Below are 17,743 nucleotides of genomic sequence, written 5' to 3'. Positions count from 1 at the left end.
TAACTTTTTAAGGAAAAAGGTGGTATCTCATGGGCGAGAATAAGAAGACCTTGGAATTGAAGAAACACGTAGCGACTATTCATTCGAGCAATAAGTTGAGCCTTTTGCAACGGAAAATAGCCAATGCGTTGCTTTTTAATGCCTATGAAGACTTACTTAAAAAAGATGAGCATATCATCCATGTTGCAACGTTGTGTAACTTAATTGGTTATGACAGTAACGATCATAAAACGATTAAAAAAGCGTTAGTGAATCTTTTAGCGACAGTTATTGAGTGGAATTTAGTTGATGGCGACCGCTTAGATGCTCAAGGGGTGTGGAATGCGAGTTCTATTATTGCTGATGCAAGCATTGATGGGCCAATTTGTGCTTATTCGTACAGTAATAAAATGAAGAAGTTGTTACACCGTCCTGAACTATATGGTCGATTAAATATGCTCGTACAAGCTAAATTCAAATCAAGTTACGGGCTTGCTTTATACGAGAATTGCATTCGTTATCAAGGGATTGAGCAGACGCCCTGGTTTGATATTTTGAAATTTCGGAAGTTAATGGGTATCGAAGACGGAAAATATAAAATTTTTCGCGATTTTAAGCATCGCGTTTTAGAAAAAGCTGTCGAGGAAGTTAATAAGTTTTCCCCTTTGCACGTGACTCCTTTGTTTAAAAAACAAGGTCGTCAGGTGGTTTCGATTCAATTTGTGATCAAACCATCCGCTCTCAATGCAGGTGAGAGTAAACCCTCCAACTATCGTGCCAGTCTAACTGAAACGATGAAAACATTTGGTTTAGCGCATCGTCAAATTAATGAAATTTTTGCTCAATACGAGGAGAAATATGTCTTAGAAAAAATTCTACTCATTGAATCCTCAAATAGTTTCATCTCTGGAAAAATTGGTAATCTCGCAAAATACTTATTGAGCGCTTTAAAAGAAGACTATAAATCAAACAAAGGGAGTAAAGATGTTCCACAAAAAATCAAATTAATTACTAGCAAGCCTAATCATGTTGAGCACATGGAAGCTTATCGAAAATACCAAAACAAAGAGATTTTAAAATTATTCGAAGCACAAACCTCTTCTAAAAAACGCCTTTGGCTGATTGAGTTTGAAAAACACTTAGGAAAAAGCATGTATCACGACATTTATAAGCGAGATGGATTAAAAAATATACTGATTCAAGATCAGCTCTGTTTATTCGTCAGACAAAAAAAACCTTCCTTCTTGAAAGTCGTTAAGACCTATGAAGAATTCTCTCTTGGAGCTGTGTAAGCCTTTTTTCGTGTTTCACATAGAACATATGGCAAAATTTGGGCAGCCCTGCTTGCTATTCCCTTTGTTTGAAGCTACTTAAACCTCATAACCAAACGGAATGTTATTGCAAGTCGCAGTAAGATTGGTATTATTTGTAATTTTTATTCAGCCGATTGGAATGCTACGGCTTTTTTCCTTGCAAAACTTAGGGATAGGTTAACCTGCGATGTTTAATAATATTCTCATCCTTTGTATTGGCAACATCTGCCGTAGCCCCATGGGCGAAGCCATCTTCAAACATAAATTGAGCCATCTTGAAGTTGCGATAAGCTCGGCAGGGTTGGGCGCGTTAGTGAACTATCCTGCAGATCCCATGGTCCAAGAATTATTAAAGCTTGAAAATATTGATTGTTCGGAACACCGTGCACGTCAAGTCAATAAAATCATGGTAGATGAAGCGGACTTAATTCTGGTTATGGAAAAAAATCATCGTAATGAAATGATACGGTTGTTCCCCAGTTCCTGCGGTAAGGTTCATCTTTTAGGTAAATGGAGTGAGTTTGAAATTGCTGATCCTTACAAAAAACCTAAGGAAATATTTCAAAATGCATATCGTTTAATCGCGCAGGGTGTAGATGAATGGCAAAAGAGGTTATGGAATTAACATGCGATTATTTTTTATGGGTTGTTTGATGTTAGGGTTAAGTGGTTGCTTTATTGCACCTGGGATGAGAATGGAACCCGCTCCTGTTAATCCCCAATCAATTAGGGCTTCAAAAGAAATCAAACCGATCTTTATACCAATTGATGTCACTTTAGTGCGGGAAATGAATCGTTGTAAATACAACCCAGCGCAGACTTACTACATTGGTCCTTACGATATTCTGAATGTCTATGTCTGGGGACACCCTGAATTTAATGTGGTGACGGGTGTCGCACCTTCTGAGCAAGGCGCCAATGCTTCTCTGAATCGAACTATTTCTCCTACGGGTTATCTTGTAAATGCCCAGGGCAAAATTTTCTTCCCCTTAATTGGCTATGTGGATGTTGAAGGAAAAACCGTCGAACAAGTGCGGACTAACCTTATCCGATTGTTATCTAAATATATCCGTCAACCCCAACTTGATGTGCGCGTAATCGGTTTCAGAAGTAAAAAAATCTATGTGATGGGAGAAGTTTTGCATCCAGGCCTACAACCTTTAACAGATTCGCCAACTTCCCTCATTGAAGCAATCAATTTGGCTGGCGGCATGACGCCTGAATCTGCAGATCCTACGCATATTTTCGTGATTCGGGGAAATTACAGTTGTCCGAAAGTCTATTGGCTTAACGCGCATTCTCCAGCAACTCTTTTGTTAGCAGAGAATTTTAAACTTCAGCCCAAGGATGTTGTTTATATTCCTGCAGCCGGTATCACATTATGGAATAGAGCTATCAGCCAAGTGTTACCCACAATCCAATCTGTTTGGTTTTCTTATTCTGTTATTAAGGGAACGAAATAATGTTTAAACGCACGGGTGCTTTTTTGAATGGACTACATGCAAAGTAAGTATGTGGTGGTGGGCGGGGGCCTTATTGGACTCGCCATTGCTCGAGAATTAACGCATGCAGGGCAAGAAGTTCTCGTCTTAGAAAAAAATATCATTCTCGGTGCTGAAACAAGCTTTAGGAATAGTGCAGTTGTCCATGCGGGTATTTATTATTTGCCGCAAACATTAAAAGCTAAATTGTGCGTCGAAGGTCGTAAACTCTTAATTGATTATTGTGATGAGAAAAAAATTGCCTATAACAAAAGAGGTAAATTGATTGTTGCAACTTCTGATCATCAACTTCCCGCTTTAAATCATTTATTATCCACCGCTAAAGCTAATCAAATAAAAGAATTGATACCTGTTACGGCCGCTTACATTTCTAAGTTAGAACCTGAAATTCTAGCTGTTGCTGGATTATATTCTCCTGAAACGGCTGTATTAGATGGGCATTCGCTTTTAAAACATTTTACACAAGATGTGAAAGATGGAGGCGGTACAATCTTGTGTGGTATCGCCTTTCAAAATGCTACTTTCGATAAAAATCATATTAACATTCAGACTAATCATGCTGGGATGACCATCGTAACATCGTATTTGATTAATGCCGCAGGGCTTTGGGCATCCGCTGTGGCAAGGGAAATTGTTGGAATGCCAATACAAGCTATACCTTTTTCCTATTATGCGAAAGGCCATTATTTTGAATTAACAAAAAGTGCCCCTTTTTCACATTTAATTTATCCATTACCTGAAACATCGGGTCTCGGGATTCATGCTACGACTGACTTAAAAGGCATAACTCGCTTTGGTCCAGATGTAGAATGGGTTAATGAAATTGATTACACTGTTTCACCTCACCTACTGCCCAAATTTTATCATGCGATTAAACAATACTATCCAGCGATTAAAGTAGAAGATTTACAACCTGCTTTTGCCGGTGTGCGGCCCAAAACGCTTCCGCCTGATCAACAACCGCAAGACTTTATCATTCAAGATGCAACAGTGCATGGTCTTAAAAATGTTATTAATTTATTTGGAATGGAATCTCCGGGACTCACTAGTTGTTTAGCTATTGCGAAAGAAGTAAGAAGCCGCATCAAAAAGAATTTCCCTTGTCATTAAGTTAACTCATCCCTTAAAATGCATTCGCGTCAGTGTTTTAAGTCTCACTCTAAGCATTTTAGCTTAATGATGGGCCATGATTTTGATCGCATCCCATCGTGGATTTAGTAAAGGAATGATTCGTTTATGGAGAAAGACGTGGGCTATCATATTTCAGTGATTGGTTTAGGTTATGTAGGATTACCAGTCGCAGTCGCTTTTGGTAAGAAACAACGTGTCATTGCTTTTGATATTAATCCAAAACGGATAACAGAGTTACAAAAAGGGTATGATCATACCCAAGAAGTTTCAACTGAGGAATTAGCTGAAACCAATTTACTTTTTACGCATCACGCTACCGATTTAAAGCAAGCTAATTTTCATATCATTGCGGTTCCTACCCCTATCAATTTAGCAAAACAACCTGATCTCTCGCATTTGTTATCTGCCTCAACGTTGGTTGCGCCTCATTTGAAGAAAGGCGATATAGTCGTGTATGAATCCACGGTTTATCCAGGCGTGACCGAAGAAATATGCGCACCTGTCCTTGAGAAAGAATCGGGTTTAAAATGCGGGGTAGATTTTTTTGTTGGATATTCACCCGAAAGACTTAACCCTGGAGATAGTCAATACAGTTTTACAAACATTTGTAAAGTTGTGTCCGGACAAACCCCGGCTATTTTAGACATCATTGCCGACGTGTATGGAAGTGTAGTAACTGCGGGTGTTTTTAAAGCATCAAGCATCAAGGTTGCCGAAGCTGCTAAAGTCATTGAAAATACACAGCGTGATCTCAACATTGCTTTAATTAATGAAATTTCTATTATCTTTAATAAATTGGGCATTGACACCGCGGAAGTTTTAGAAGCTGCCGGTACAAAATGGAATTTTTTACCCTTTAAACCCGGTTTAGTAGGCGGCCACTGCATTGGTGTCGATCCTTACTATCTTACGCACAAAGCAAATATGAGTGGCGTGCACCCGGAAGTTATTTTGGCGGGCCGTCGTATTAATGACAATATGGGTAAATATATTGCAGAGCGGACGGTGAAAGAAATCAATCGATTAGGGAAGCCGGTTAATGGTGCGCGGATTGGCGTGATGGGTCTCACGTTTAAAGAGAATTGTTCAGATATTCGCAATACAAAGGTTATTGATATTATTCAAGAGTTAAACTCTTTTCACGCTAATATTATTTTGCACGACCCACGAGCAAATCGGGAAATGACTAAAAAAGAGTATGATCTTGAAATCGTCGACTGGGATTTGTTTACCGATTTAGATGCGATTATACTTGCTGTGGCTCATGATAGTTACAGAGATCATCCTCTTGAGGATTTTGTCCGCCGACTAAATAATCCAAAATTGATTATCGATATAAAAGGTGTTCTCGATCCGATTAAACTGCGGGAACAAGGTGTGCATGTTTGGCGTTTATAATTAGTAAAACTTGGTAAAATCTACTGTGCAAATATTTGAAAAAATTAAAAATGATTTATTAGTTACACCCAAGACGTGGTTGGTCACCGGTGTGGCTGGATTTATTGGCTCAAACCTAATGGAAACGCTTTTAAAATTAAATCAAAAAGTTGTGGGGTTAGATAATTTTGCAACTGGTTTTCAGTCTAACATTGATGATGTTTTAAAAAAAATGACTCCGTCTCAACGTAACAACTTTATTTTCCATGAAGGTGATATTCGTAATCCTGATGATTGTAAAAAAGCGGTGGAACATTGTGATTATGTACTCCATCAAGCGGCATTAGGTAGTGTGCCTCGTTCGATAGAAATGCCAGAGATGACGCATCAAACGAATGTAACTGGCTTTTTAAATATGTTGATTGCCGCAAAAAATGAAAAGATAAAGCGTTTTATTTATGCATCATCTAGCTCAGTTTACGGTGACTCGGTTGAATTACCGAAAATAGAAACGCATATTGGCAATCCTTTATCTCCTTATGCAGTTTCAAAATTAACAAATGAATTGTATGCAAAAGCCTTTTCGAACTGTTACGGCTTAAATTGCATTGGCTTAAGATATTTTAATATCTTTGGACCACGACAAGATCCAGATGGTCCCTACGCAGCAGTTATTCCGCTATGGATTACTTCCTTATTAAATGGTCAACCTGTTTATGTGAATGGGGATGGAGAAACATCGCGCGATTTTTGCTATATCGACAATGCAGTACAAGTTAACTTACTGGCCGCCTGCGTTGAGAATCCGGATATTGTGAATCATGTTTATAATGTTACAGTGGGTGAACGCACTTCTTTAAATCAGCTGTACCAAATGATTACGGACCATCTCTCCAAAGCGAATCAACCTATTTATCAGGATTTTCGTCCTGGTGATATTCGACATTCTTTGGCAGATATCAGCAAAACAAAAAATTTGTTAGGGTATAAACCAAATTACAATGTACAAGTCGGACTTGAACAAACCATTGCCTGGTTTCAGTCCGAGCAGGGCAATTAAGTCCTGACAAGAAATGAATGTAGGTTGGGTTGTGCATTTGCGCTGAAAAACCATCCTCATAATGGATAATTGTTGATTCTGCGCAAGCGGTTATCAACCTATGGAACTTAAGTTGAAAGGTTATGCAAATACAATCAATTTTAAATAGAAAAATTAAAGTAGCGCTTGTTGGTTGCGGTAGAATTTCAAATAATCATTTCAATGCAATAAACCATCATCAAACCGATTTAGAATTAATTGCAGTCTGTGATCCCAATTCAGATCGTTTAGCGCAGGCGATAACGCAACAATCCGTGAAAGGCTATGCGACACTTGAGCAATTGCTAGTGGAAGAGCCAACGGTTGATGTTGTCATCTTGTGTACGCCAAGCGGCATTCATGCAGAGCAAACTTGTATTACTGCAGAAGCTGGTAAACATGTCATTACAGAAAAACCCATGGCTACGCGTTGGCAAGATGGATTGCGAATGGTTAAAGCTTGCGATAAAGCAAATGTGTACCTCTTTGTCGTTAAACAAAATCGGCATAACAGTACTATTTGTGCATTAAAAAAAGCGATTGAATCGGATCGCTTTGGTCGAATTTATTTGGTGAATTCCAATGTTTTTTGGACGCGTCCGCAAGCCTATTATGATCAAGATGCGTGGCGTGGTACGTGGGAATTCGATGGCGGTGCTTTTATGAATCAAGCGAGCCATTATATCGATTTATTAGATTGGTTAATTGGTCCGGTTGAATCGGTCCAAGCCATGATGGGTACTTTAGCTCGTAATATTGAAGTTGAAGACACAGGGGTTTTAAATATTAAATGGCGTTCGGGTGCCTTAGGTTCAATGAGCGTGACGATGCTTGCTTTTCAAAAAAACTTGGAAGGATCAATTACTATCCTAGGTGAAAAGGGCATTGTGAAGTTAGGCGGTCCGGCACTTAATCAAATTGAACATTGGGAATTTGCCGATGCCAATGATTCCCAAGATGAAATGGCGCAATTAAATTACGAAATCTCTTCGGTGTATGGCACAGGACACTTACGATATTACGAAAATGTTATTAAAGTATTTCGTGGCGAAGCCAAACCTCAAACGGATGGTCGTGAAGGTTTAAAATCGTTGGAACTATTAGTCTCAGCTTATCTTGCCAAAAAAGAATCAAAAACCATTCATTTACCATTGGAGTTATAGTATGGGGAAAGATTTTTTTGTCCACGAATCAGCTTATATCGATTCCGAAGTTAAAATCGGGCAGGGCACTAAAATCTGGCATTTTAGTCACATACTTTCAGAAGTTTCTATAGGAGATCACTGTTCTTTTGGTCAAAATTGTGTGGTGGGTCCGCGTGTTCTCATTGGTCATCATGTTAAAGTCCAAAATAACGTTTCAATTTATGAAGGGGTTATTTGCGAAGATGATGTATTTTTGGGACCTTCCATGGTATTTACCAACGTTATTAATCCCCGAGCGTTTATTGTGCGCCGCGCAGAATTTAAAACAACTCTTTTAAAAAAAGGGTGTGCAATTGGTGCGAATGCAACGATCGTTTGTGGTGTAACCATAGGTGAATATGCATTGGTTGGCGCAGGCTCAACCGTTACCAAGGATATTAAACCGTTTGCTCTCGTGTACGGCGTACCTGCAAAACAATATGGATGGGTTAGTAAGGCAGGAAATAAACTTGTTTTCAATGACAATGATACTGCTTTCGATGCATTTGATCAGAGCCGCTATCGAATAGAAGCAGATACAGTTTATCCAATGTGAAGGAATACAATGAATATAGCTTTTCATGATTTGCAAAGCCAATACTACGAGTATAAAGAAGAAATCAATTTTGCTATTCAAAAGGTACTGAACTCCAGCCAATTTATCATGGGTCCTGAAGTTGAACAATTTGAAGAAGCATTAGGAGAATTTTTAAATTGTAAGCATGTTGTAACCTGCGCAAATGGTACTGATGCAATATTGTTGGCTCTCATGGCCATTGACATCAAACCTGGTGATGAAATTATTACAACACCTTTTACTTTCATAGCAACTGCCGAAATGATCAGTCTGTTGGGCGCCATACCCATTTTTGTTGATATTGAAGCGGATTCTTACAATATTAATGCAAGTCAAATTGAAGCTAAAATTACCGCTAAAACACGCGCCATTTTACCGGTCTCTTTATATGGCCAGCCGGCCGACATGGATGAAATCAATGCTTTAGCACAAAAATATTCGCATCAATATGATAGAAAATTATATGTCATTGAAGATGCAGCACAAAGTTTAGGTGCACTCTACCGCGAAAAAAAATCGGGTAATTTGAGCGATATAGGATGTTTGAGTTTTTTTCCAACTAAACCTTTGGGTTGTTATGGTGATGGCGGAGCGGTTATCGTGAATGACGATTTAATTGCTGAGCGCATTAAAAGTTTAAGAGTCCATGGTCAAACAAAGCGTTATCATCACAAATATATTGGGCTTAACGCACGGTTGGATACCATTCAAGCAGCTATTTTGCAGGTAAAACTAAAGTATTTCCCTGATGAAATTAAGAAGCGCAGTCAGATTGCCAAATATTACAATGAGCAATTGACGAATGCTAACGTGATGTTGTCGTATGTAAAATCAGATCGTACATCTATCTATGCTCAATACTCCATTCGCGTTAAAGAAAGACAAGAATTCATGAACCAACTTAAAGTTCGAGAAATTCCTACAGCTATTCATTATCCGCAGCCATTACATTTACAACCGTGTTTTAATTATTTGAATCATCATAAGGGAGATTTTCCGGTCGCCGAAAATATAGCCAATGAAATTATCAGCCTCCCCATGAGCGCTCATCTAACAGAATTACAACAGCGTTATATTGTTAATGCAGTTCACGAAATTACTTACGATGTTATTCAAACGCGCACAGTCGGATAATTATTAATGATGGTAAAATGCTAAAGACTTTGATCATAATCAGTCTCTTACTTAATGTCTGGTTGCTGTATAAGCAATCAGATCAACTACGTACGAAAATGATTTTTAAGTTTAAAAAAATGATAAAAAAATCGCTCAGTTTTCTGCGTCTTTTTCCGAATGATAACCATGATCAATATGTAAATACGCCTTTTGCTTATCTTGCGAAAGGATTAAAGATTAGCTACCTTGAGCCGCTTCCTTTGAATCAAGGGGTTTCTCTACCCTCTGAGTTAGTGATCCAGCCAGGCCAATATAAATTTCATCATCATCAATATGACATTCAATGTGATGGCTTATATCGCTTTATTTTTCCCGAAAAATATAACGAGCAGCGTATCGTTTATACCGATGATTTACCGCAATTAATGTCTTCTATTGCTTGGATGCTTACCCACGGTGAACAAGATGATAGCTTGTCTTATAATGAATTAAAATTAAAAGCTAAAAATAATAAATTAATATTAACCTGCGAGGCGGCAACGCGTTTTGCCTTAAAATTCTTAACCTCCGTAAAAATAAAGTCACGTGTTATCGGTACACGCGCGCTGAATCAATTAAATACTTATGATGCTGGGCATTATCTCATTGAAGTCTTTAATCAGAATTTGAATAAGTGGGTTTTATATGACATCGACCAAGATGTTTATTTTACCTATCTAGGAAAGCCTTTATCTTTACTCGAAATGATCGACCATTTAAATGGTGATTATGAAATAAATTATATATCCCAAGATATACGAGCCGATGTCACTTCACATTCTGGCAATTATCCCTTTGTTTTTATTAATGAAGCAAGACTCGCCCATTTAAAACATTGGTACAAAAGAATTATGCAATTAACTTATATAGAAGATCATAACGAAAATATTTCTTGCTATGAATTTGGCGTTCAAAGTAATGAGTTTCCCCGAGGCTTTCTTCCCTCAGTACGCTACATTGAAAGGGATCGTTTTATCTTTCAATATTATCAACAAGGAGCATTATGAATAACGAATTGTCAGGGAAAAAAATATTAGTCATAGGCGGTGCAGGGTTAATTGGAAGTCACATCGTCGACCAGCTGGTTCAAACTGACGTGGCAGAAATTGTTATTTATGATAATTTTGCACGCGGTACTTATGAAAATTTATCGAACGCTCTTTCTGACCCCCGGGTAAAAATATTTGAACTAGGTGGCGATATCATTCAAACAGACATCCTTGATCAAGCAATTAAAGGGAAGGATTACGTATTTCACCTTGCTGCCTTATGGTTATTGCACTGCCATGATTATCCCCGCAGTGCTTTTCACGTGAATATCGAAGGAACTTTTAATATTTTAGAAGCTTGTGTAAAACATAAAGTTAAAAAGCTAATCTATTCCTCATCTGCCTCAGTTTATGGCGATGCGGTGGAATTACCTATGACAGAAGATCATATTTACAATAATAAAACTTTTTATGGTGCAAGCAAAATTGCAGGCGAACATATGTGCCGTGCTTTTTATCACCGCTATGGATTAAATTATGTGGGATTGCGTTATATGAATGTATATGGTGCCCGTCAAGATTATAAGGGAACCTATATCGCAGTGATTATGAAAATTTTAGATCGAATCGACCAAAACCTATCGCCCATTGTCTATGGCGATGGTTCACAAGCGTACGATTTTATTTATGTTACCGATGTGGCTCGTGCTAATCTTTGTGCGCTCCAATCGAGTGCAACAGATGAAAACTATAATGTGGGCAGTGGTGTACAAATTAGCATTAAAACCTTAACTGAAAAACTTTTAAAGATTACAAACTCCCCATTACCCATTGAATATGCCCCCGCCGGTCAATCTTTTGTAACGAATCGTATTGGTGACCCAACGCGTGCTGAGAAGGAAATTGGCTTCAAATATTCTATTGATTTAGAAAGTGGATTAAAAGATTTAATTAATTGGCGTAATTCACATAAAGCTTTAGTTGCTAAAAGTCGCTTAAAAGAGGTATGTGCAGCGTGAAAATTCCTATTACAAAAGCAATGTTTGATCATGCTGAAAAAGAGGCGATTATCAAGCCTTTAGAAACGGGCTGGGTTGTTCAAGGGCCAAATGTTAAAACATTCGAAGAAAAATTTGCAGCCTTTACCAAAACGCCGTACGCGCAAGCACTATCCAACTGTACGACTGCTCTTCATTTAGGATTGCTCGTCATGAAGATAGGACCTGGTGACAAGGTCATTGTTCCATCATTCACTTATGTGGCTTCTGCTAACGCGGTCGAATACACAGGCGCAGATGTTGTGTTTTGTGATATTGATTTAAGTACATTCAATATTAATACTCATCATCTTGAGCAATTATTAAAAAATGATCCTGCTATTAAAGCTATAATGCCCGTCCATTTATTTGGTTTATGTGCAGATATGCCTGCTATTATGGCGCTTGCGGATCAATATCAAGTTCAAGTTATCGAAGATGCTGCTTGTGCATTTGATGCGTGGATTGGAAATCAGCATGCGGGTACTTTCGGTACATGTGGTTGTTTTTCATTTCATCCGCGTAAGTCAATTACTACGGGTGAGGGGGGGATGTTAATTACGCATAATGCGGAATTTGCACAATCGATTTCGCAGCTCAAAGATCACGGTGCCAGCAAATCTGATTTAACACGTCACAAAGAAAAGGGGGGTTCTTTACTTCCTGATTTTAAAATGCGTGGATACAATTATCGGATGACAGATTTGCAAGGTGCGTTGGGTGTGGCTCAAATACAAAAAGCTTCGCAAATCATGTCGGGTCGTAGACGGATTGCAAAATTATACGACCATGCATTGCAATCCATACCCCAACTTCTTATTCCAACGTCTCCTGATCATTATCAACATGGTTATCAATCCTACGTTTGCTTATTTCAAGGCAATGAAAAACTAACTCATTTAACCATTGAAAAAATCGATCGACTTAATGCGCAAAGAAATAGTTTTATGCAAGCCTTGGAAGAAAAAGAGATTGCAACACGCCAAGGTACACATGCAGTGCATACTTTAACTTATTATGCGGATCGCTATCAGCATAAGCCTCATGATTTTTTAATGTCTTATGCTGCGGATCGGTTAAGTATTACCTTACCTGTTTATGCCGATATGACAGATGAAGAATTTAATTATGTGATAGAAAATATTCATGAGGCATTGGGCCAATGTGTGGAATTTGTGGCGTAGTTTGTTTTGGTAATGGCACGCTTAATGTAGAGCAAATTAAATCGATGTGTGATGTAATCGCGCATCGTGGTCCAGACGATGCTGGATATTTTGTTGCACAAAAACAGGAACGAAAAAAAAAACGCGGTGGCTATTACCTTAGTTTAACTGATAAAAAATTTCAAACTGTCAATCCCATGCTGCCTACACTTGATTCTCGGTGGGGAATGTCAGAATTAAAAGCGTGTACTTGGAATATTTTTTTTGGACATAGACGGTTAGCTATTATTGATACGAGTGCAGCCGGTCATCAACCCATGAGTGATTTGTCCAAAGAAATTTGGTTAACTTATAATGGTGAAATTTATAATTTTAAAGAATTGAAAACCGAGTTGAAACAACTTGGTTATCATTTTAGGACACATACTGATACTGAAGTTGTGATCAATGCATACTTAGAATGGGGCATTGAAGCGGTAAATAAATTCAATGGCATGTTCGCATTTGCACTATGGGATAAACGAAATAATTATTTTTATTTAGCACGCGATCGATATGGAATCAAACCGCTTTACTACACACAATTATCAAATGGCACACTTATTTTTGGCAGTGAAATAAAAAGTATTTTAGAATACAAAGCTTATGAAAAAGAAATCGATTGTGAAGCACTTTTAGAATATTTTACCTTTCAAAACATCTTCACTGATAAAACGTTATACAAAGATATAAAAATTCTGTCTCCTGGCCACTTTATGATGGCGAATCTTAGTCATGAAACGCCTAGTTTAAAGTCTACACAATATTGGGATTTTCATTTCCAAGAACCTGATTGTAAGGAATCATCTGAATCTTATATTGAAGAGTTAGATCGTTTATTTACTCAAGCAGTTGATCGACAATTAGTTAGCGATGTCGAAATTGGCAGTTATTTAAGTGGCGGCATGGATAGTGGCTCAATTACTGCGCTTGCTGCAAAAAAAATACCTTACTTAAAAACTTTCACCGTAGGTTTTGATTTACATAGCGCTTCTGGATTGGAACTTGCCTTTGATGAAAGAGAAGCAGCGGAACACATGTCTTATTTATTTAAGACAGAACACTATGAAATGGTATTAAAATCAGGAGACATGGAAAGGTGTTTACCAAAATTTGCATGGCACCTTGAAGAACCGCGTGTTGGACAAAGTTATCCTAATTTTTATGCCAGTAAATTAGCAAGCAAATTTGTTAAAGTGGTTCTGGCGGGTACCGGGGGAGATGAATTATTTGGCGGATACCCTTGGCGTTATTATAAAGCTATTAATAATGATGATTTTAACCATTATATCGATAAATATTATCTCTTTTGGCAACGCTTAATCGATAACTCACAAATTAAGAAAATTTTTGCGCCCATTTGGGATCAAGTTTCCCATGTTTGGACGAGAGATATATTCCGTGATGTTTTTCGCAAACAAGAAAGTACGATTGTGAGCCCCCAAGATTATATTAATCATTCACTTTACTTTGAAGCAAAAACATTTTTACACGGCTTGTTAGTCGTAGAAGATAAATTAAGTATGGCGCATTCATTAGAAACGCGCGTGCCTTTTTTAGATAATGATTTGGTTGATTTTGCGATGAAAGTACCCGTTCATTTGAAACTAGGAAATTTACAAGAGGCACTTCGAATCAATGAAAATGAACCTGGGAATAAGGGTCATAAATATTTTGCAAAAGCCAATGATGGAAAATTAATATTAAGAAGTGCTTTAAAAAAATATATGCCTGATCACATTACACAAGGAAAGAAACAAGGGTTTTCTTCTCCTGATGAAAGTTGGTTTAAAGGTGATTCCATTAGTTATGTCAAAAATAAATTAATGGATGCGAATCGATCAATTTATAACTTACTGGACTTTGGATCTGTCGATGAGATTCTACAGAGCCATTTGCAGGGGCATCATAACAAACGCTTATTTATTTGGTCGTTGCTTAATTTTGAAGAGTGGAGTGATCAATTTTACGCGTAATTAACGATCCGTATATTCATTTTCATTAATAACGTTGGCACTTCAATAAATTAAACAACAAAAGGTTAAAGCCATCGTATGAAAAGAACGGTTGAAGAGTTAGAGACGATTAAAGCTAATTCATCTGCCCACCACTTGGGCATAGAATTCATTAATTTGCTCAAATTGTTATGGCACAAGAAAAAATTAAAATTTAATCGATCATTACCCCTCGGCGAATACTTTGTTGATCGGCATGACAAAGCGGAGTTTCTAGGATTTGGTGAAGGAACAACTTTGTATGATACAAGCATCATCTTAGGCGAGGTTATCGTTGGTTCCAATACTTGGATTGGACCATTTGTTTTATTGGATGGTTCAGGAGGGCTCGCGATTGGATCGAATTGTTCAATTTCGGCCGGCGTACAAATTTATAGTCACGATAGCGTTGAATGGGCTATATCCGGTGGAAAAAAACCCTATCAACACGCAAAAACCATCATAGAAGACAATTGTTACATTGGCCCTAATACGATTATTCAAAAAGGAACCCATGTGGGGAAGGGTTCCATTATTGGTGCAAATAGCCTTGTTAACATCAATATTCCCCCCAACTGTAAAGCTTTTGGCTCACCCGTACGAATCATTCAAGAAATGATAGGATGTGAAATTTGAAAGTAGTCGTCATTGATTACCAACTTGGTAATATTAATTCCATTGTCAATATGCTAAAAAAAATGGGTGTGGAGGCAACAATTTCGAACACCGAACATGACATTTTGACTGCGGATAAGCTCATTTTGCCAGGGGTTGGGGCTTTCGATCATGGCATGCAGAATTTACATAATGCGGGACTTATTGATATTTTAACGGAAGCTGTGCTTCATAAACAAATACCTATACTGGGGATTTGTCTTGGGATGCAATTATTATTAGAGGAAAGTGAAGAAGGTCATTGCAAAGGTCTTGGATGGATCAAAGGTCAATGCGTTCGCTTTAATTCTCCAAATAAGGCAATCAAAGTGCCTCATATGGGATGGAATCAAGTGATTTCAGCTCAGTCAAACTATTCCCTGGCAGACGAAACACGTTTTTATTTTGTACATTCTTATCATGCAGTGTGTACTGAACCGCAACATGTTTTGGCGACTGCTCATCACGGTTATGCTTTTCCTGCAATTATTGGCAAAGCGCATATTTTAGGATCGCAATTTCACCCTGAAAAAAGTCATTTATTTGGCATGCACTTTCTTCAAAAATTTATTGAGTCGACATCATGTTGAGAACGCGGGTTATTCCCTGCCTATTATTGAAAAATGGTCAGTTAGTCAAAACCATTCGATTCCAAAAACCGAATTATGTGGGCGATCCAATCAATATAGTTCGAATTTTTAATACTAAAGAAGTTGATGAAGTTATTTTTCTTGATATTAGCAGGACACCGACAGCTACGCCTCCTGCATTTAAGCTCATTCAGGAAATTGCCTCAGAATGTTTTATGCCCATTGCCTATGGCGGCGGCATTCGAACTTTAGAGGATGTAAAAAAATTATTTGCATTAGGCGTTGAAAAAGTTGCACTTAATACAATTGCATTTGAAGATGAATACTTTATTAGCCGGGTTGCCGAACGCTACGGTAGTCAAAGTATTATTGCATCGATCGATGTTAAAAAGAATTTTTTTGGTCATTACAAAGTTTATTCGCATTGCGGCAAAAAAAAACACGCTTATGACCCTGCAAGCTTTGCTGTTGAAATGGAAAAAAAGGGCGCGGGAGAAATATTATTGACTTCTGTAGACCGTGATGGAACCATGAGTGGTTATGATATTGACCTCATCAAATTGGTTACAAAAGTAGTTAATATTCCTCTCATTGCATGTGGTGGCGCGGGCGAAATTAAAGATTTTGCAAAAGCGGTACATGTTGGGGAAGCATCAGCAGTGGCAGCGGGAAGTATGGTAGTTTATCAAGGCCGGAACCGGGCTGTCTTAACACGTTTTCCGAAACGTGCTGAATTAATAAGTCTCTTACCTTAAGAGACAAGGAAGAACATGAAAGCAATCTATTTTACTGACGAAGCCAAGTGGCAGGAAGAATGGCAAAGAATCCAACTTATTCCAAAAAAGCGCTGTACCCGTTGTCTTTATGATGAAACAACACCTACTATTACTTTTGATGTAAATGGCGTGTGTCATTATTGTCACACGCACGATCAATTAGATGCCCAGTATCAAAGTCCGGAAGGTCGCGCAACACTTGAAAGAATCATTGAAAAAATTCGTTATGAAGGTAGAAAAAAACCTTACGATGTTATTGTCGGCGTAAGTGGCGGGTGTGATTCCTCCTTCCTGGTGCACTTTGCAAAAGAAAAAGGATTGCGTCCTTTGGCAGTCCATTATGATAATACATGGAATTCAACCATTGCTGTTGAAAATATTTTTAATGTCTTAGATAAATTAAATGTTGAGTTATGGACTCATGTTGTTGATAACCATGAGTATGATGATTTATATAAATCCATATTGCAATGCGGTACTGCAGATTTAGAAGCGCCCACGGATTTAGCACTTGCTTCGACCTTAAATATGGCTGCTGAGAAATATCGTATTAAATATATTTTTGAAGGGCACTCTTTTAAAACCGAGGGACTTTCGCCGCTGGGCTGGCTTTACATGGATGCAAAATATATTCATAGCATGCATAAAAAGTTTGGAAAAATTAAAAACCTTAAAACCTACCCTCATTTGTGGTTAGGTAAACAAATGAAATGGATGCTATTGAATCGTTTAAAAAAAATTCGTCCTCTTTGGTATATTGATTACAACAAAGAAGACGTTAAAAAAATGCTAACACAGGAATTCGATTGGAAATGGTATGGCGGCCACCATTTAGAAAATCGGATGACTAATTTTTATCATAGTTATTTTTTGCCACGACGATTTGGAATTGATCAACGCATTAACGGCTATGCAGCATTAGTAAGATCTGGCCAAATGGAAAGAGAGGAAGGGTTAGCGCATTTGAAAATCCCGCCTGGGAGCCAGCCTGACCTTATTGATATGATCAAAAAAAGGTGGGAATTAGATGATCAAACTTTTGTTGATTTAATGACGTTGCCGCGTAAAACCTACAAAGATTTTAAAAGTTATAAATCAACTTTTGAAAACTTACGTCCATTTTTCTATTGCATGGCTAAGCTTAATTTAATACCGATGAGTTTCTATATGAAATACACGTTAAAAGATACGACTAAAGGATAAAA

General features: G+C 37.9%; 17 protein-coding genes. All 17 read left to right on the top strand.

The annotated features are described in order from the left end of the window. Positions 1–29 precede the first annotated feature (29 nt). The 17 genes from H0W64_10675 to H0W64_10595 all read left to right on the top strand — a co-directional run bounded on the left by H0W64_10675 (position 30) and on the right by H0W64_10595 (position 17,741). The gene (locus H0W64_10675; protein MBA3662185.1) at positions 30–1,271 is read left to right on the top strand and encodes a replication initiation protein; all 1,242 of its coding nucleotides are present in this window, start codon (positions 30–32) and stop codon (positions 1,269–1,271) included. Positions 1,272–1,479: 208 nt separating this feature from the next. Then, positions 1,480–1,917, top strand: coding sequence for a low molecular weight phosphotyrosine protein phosphatase (locus H0W64_10670; GenBank protein MBA3662184.1), 438 nt, complete (start codon positions 1,480–1,482; stop codon positions 1,915–1,917). Position 1,918: 1 nt separating this feature from the next. Continuing rightward, the gene (locus H0W64_10665) at positions 1,919–2,755 is read left to right on the top strand and encodes a polysaccharide biosynthesis/export family protein (protein MBA3662183.1); all 837 of its coding nucleotides are present in this window, start codon (positions 1,919–1,921) and stop codon (positions 2,753–2,755) included. 36 nt (positions 2,756–2,791) lie between these two features. Continuing rightward, positions 2,792–3,904 carry an NAD(P)/FAD-dependent oxidoreductase gene (locus H0W64_10660; GenBank protein ID MBA3662182.1) on the top strand — a complete coding sequence of 371 codons (1,113 nt, stop codon included), beginning with the start codon at positions 2,792–2,794 and terminating at the stop codon, positions 3,902–3,904. A gap of 126 nt (positions 3,905–4,030) precedes the next feature. Then, positions 4,031–5,323, top strand: coding sequence for a nucleotide sugar dehydrogenase (locus H0W64_10655; GenBank protein MBA3662181.1), 1,293 nt, complete (start codon positions 4,031–4,033; stop codon positions 5,321–5,323). Between the two features lie 25 nt (positions 5,324–5,348). After that, on the top strand, positions 5,349–6,362 hold the full coding sequence (locus H0W64_10650) for an SDR family oxidoreductase (protein MBA3662180.1): 1,014 nt from the start codon (positions 5,349–5,351) through the stop codon (positions 6,360–6,362). Positions 6,363–6,484: 122 nt separating this feature from the next. Continuing rightward, the gene (locus tag H0W64_10645; GenBank protein ID MBA3662179.1) at positions 6,485–7,543 is read left to right on the top strand and encodes a Gfo/Idh/MocA family oxidoreductase; all 1,059 of its coding nucleotides are present in this window, start codon (positions 6,485–6,487) and stop codon (positions 7,541–7,543) included. A 1-nt stretch (position 7,544) separates the two neighbouring features. Then, positions 7,545–8,120 carry an N-acetyltransferase gene (locus H0W64_10640; GenBank protein ID MBA3662178.1) on the top strand — a complete coding sequence of 192 codons (576 nt, stop codon included), beginning with the start codon at positions 7,545–7,547 and terminating at the stop codon, positions 8,118–8,120. A gap of 9 nt (positions 8,121–8,129) precedes the next feature. Beyond that, entirely contained in the window at positions 8,130–9,275 is a 1,146-nt protein-coding gene (locus H0W64_10635) for a DegT/DnrJ/EryC1/StrS family aminotransferase (GenBank protein ID MBA3662177.1), read from the top strand. A gap of 119 nt (positions 9,276–9,394) precedes the next feature. Continuing rightward, positions 9,395–10,303, top strand: a complete 909-nt coding sequence (locus tag H0W64_10630; GenBank protein ID MBA3662176.1) for a hypothetical protein — start codon at positions 9,395–9,397, stop codon at positions 10,301–10,303. Further along, positions 10,300–11,304, top strand: coding sequence for an NAD-dependent epimerase/dehydratase family protein (locus H0W64_10625; GenBank protein ID MBA3662175.1), 1,005 nt, complete (start codon positions 10,300–10,302; stop codon positions 11,302–11,304). Before H0W64_10630 ends, H0W64_10625 begins: the two co-directional genes overlap by 4 nt. Next, positions 11,292–12,506 carry a DegT/DnrJ/EryC1/StrS family aminotransferase gene (locus H0W64_10620; GenBank protein ID MBA3662174.1) on the top strand — a complete coding sequence of 405 codons (1,215 nt, stop codon included), beginning with the start codon at positions 11,292–11,294 and terminating at the stop codon, positions 12,504–12,506. The genes H0W64_10625 and H0W64_10620 overlap by 13 nt, the downstream gene beginning before the upstream one ends. Then, positions 12,485–14,500 carry an asparagine synthase (glutamine-hydrolyzing) gene (asnB, locus tag H0W64_10615; protein ID MBA3662173.1) on the top strand — a complete coding sequence of 672 codons (2,016 nt, stop codon included), beginning with the start codon at positions 12,485–12,487 and terminating at the stop codon, positions 14,498–14,500. The genes H0W64_10620 and asnB overlap by 22 nt, the downstream gene beginning before the upstream one ends. Positions 14,501–14,578: 78 nt before the next feature. Next, the gene (locus H0W64_10610) at positions 14,579–15,154 is read left to right on the top strand and encodes an acyltransferase (GenBank protein ID MBA3662172.1); all 576 of its coding nucleotides are present in this window, start codon (positions 14,579–14,581) and stop codon (positions 15,152–15,154) included. Then, positions 15,151–15,762: an imidazole glycerol phosphate synthase subunit HisH gene (hisH, locus tag H0W64_10605; GenBank protein MBA3662171.1), complete on the top strand. Its 612-nt coding sequence runs from the start codon at positions 15,151–15,153 to the stop codon at positions 15,760–15,762. Before H0W64_10610 ends, hisH begins: the two co-directional genes overlap by 4 nt. After that, positions 15,756–16,517, top strand: a complete 762-nt coding sequence (hisF, locus tag H0W64_10600; GenBank protein MBA3662170.1) for an imidazole glycerol phosphate synthase subunit HisF — start codon at positions 15,756–15,758, stop codon at positions 16,515–16,517. Before hisH ends, hisF begins: the two co-directional genes overlap by 7 nt. A gap of 15 nt (positions 16,518–16,532) precedes the next feature. Beyond that, a complete protein-coding gene (locus tag H0W64_10595) occupies positions 16,533–17,741 on the top strand; it encodes an N-acetyl sugar amidotransferase (protein ID MBA3662169.1) in 1,209 nt (402 codons plus the stop codon). Positions 17,742–17,743: the final 2 nt, after the last annotated feature.

This window comes from Gammaproteobacteria bacterium, assembly GCA_013816845.1.
In the GTDB taxonomy this organism is placed as follows: Bacteria; Pseudomonadota; Gammaproteobacteria; order DSM-16500; family DSM-16500; genus Aquicella.
This window is presented reverse-complemented; position numbering and strand designations above follow the sequence as displayed.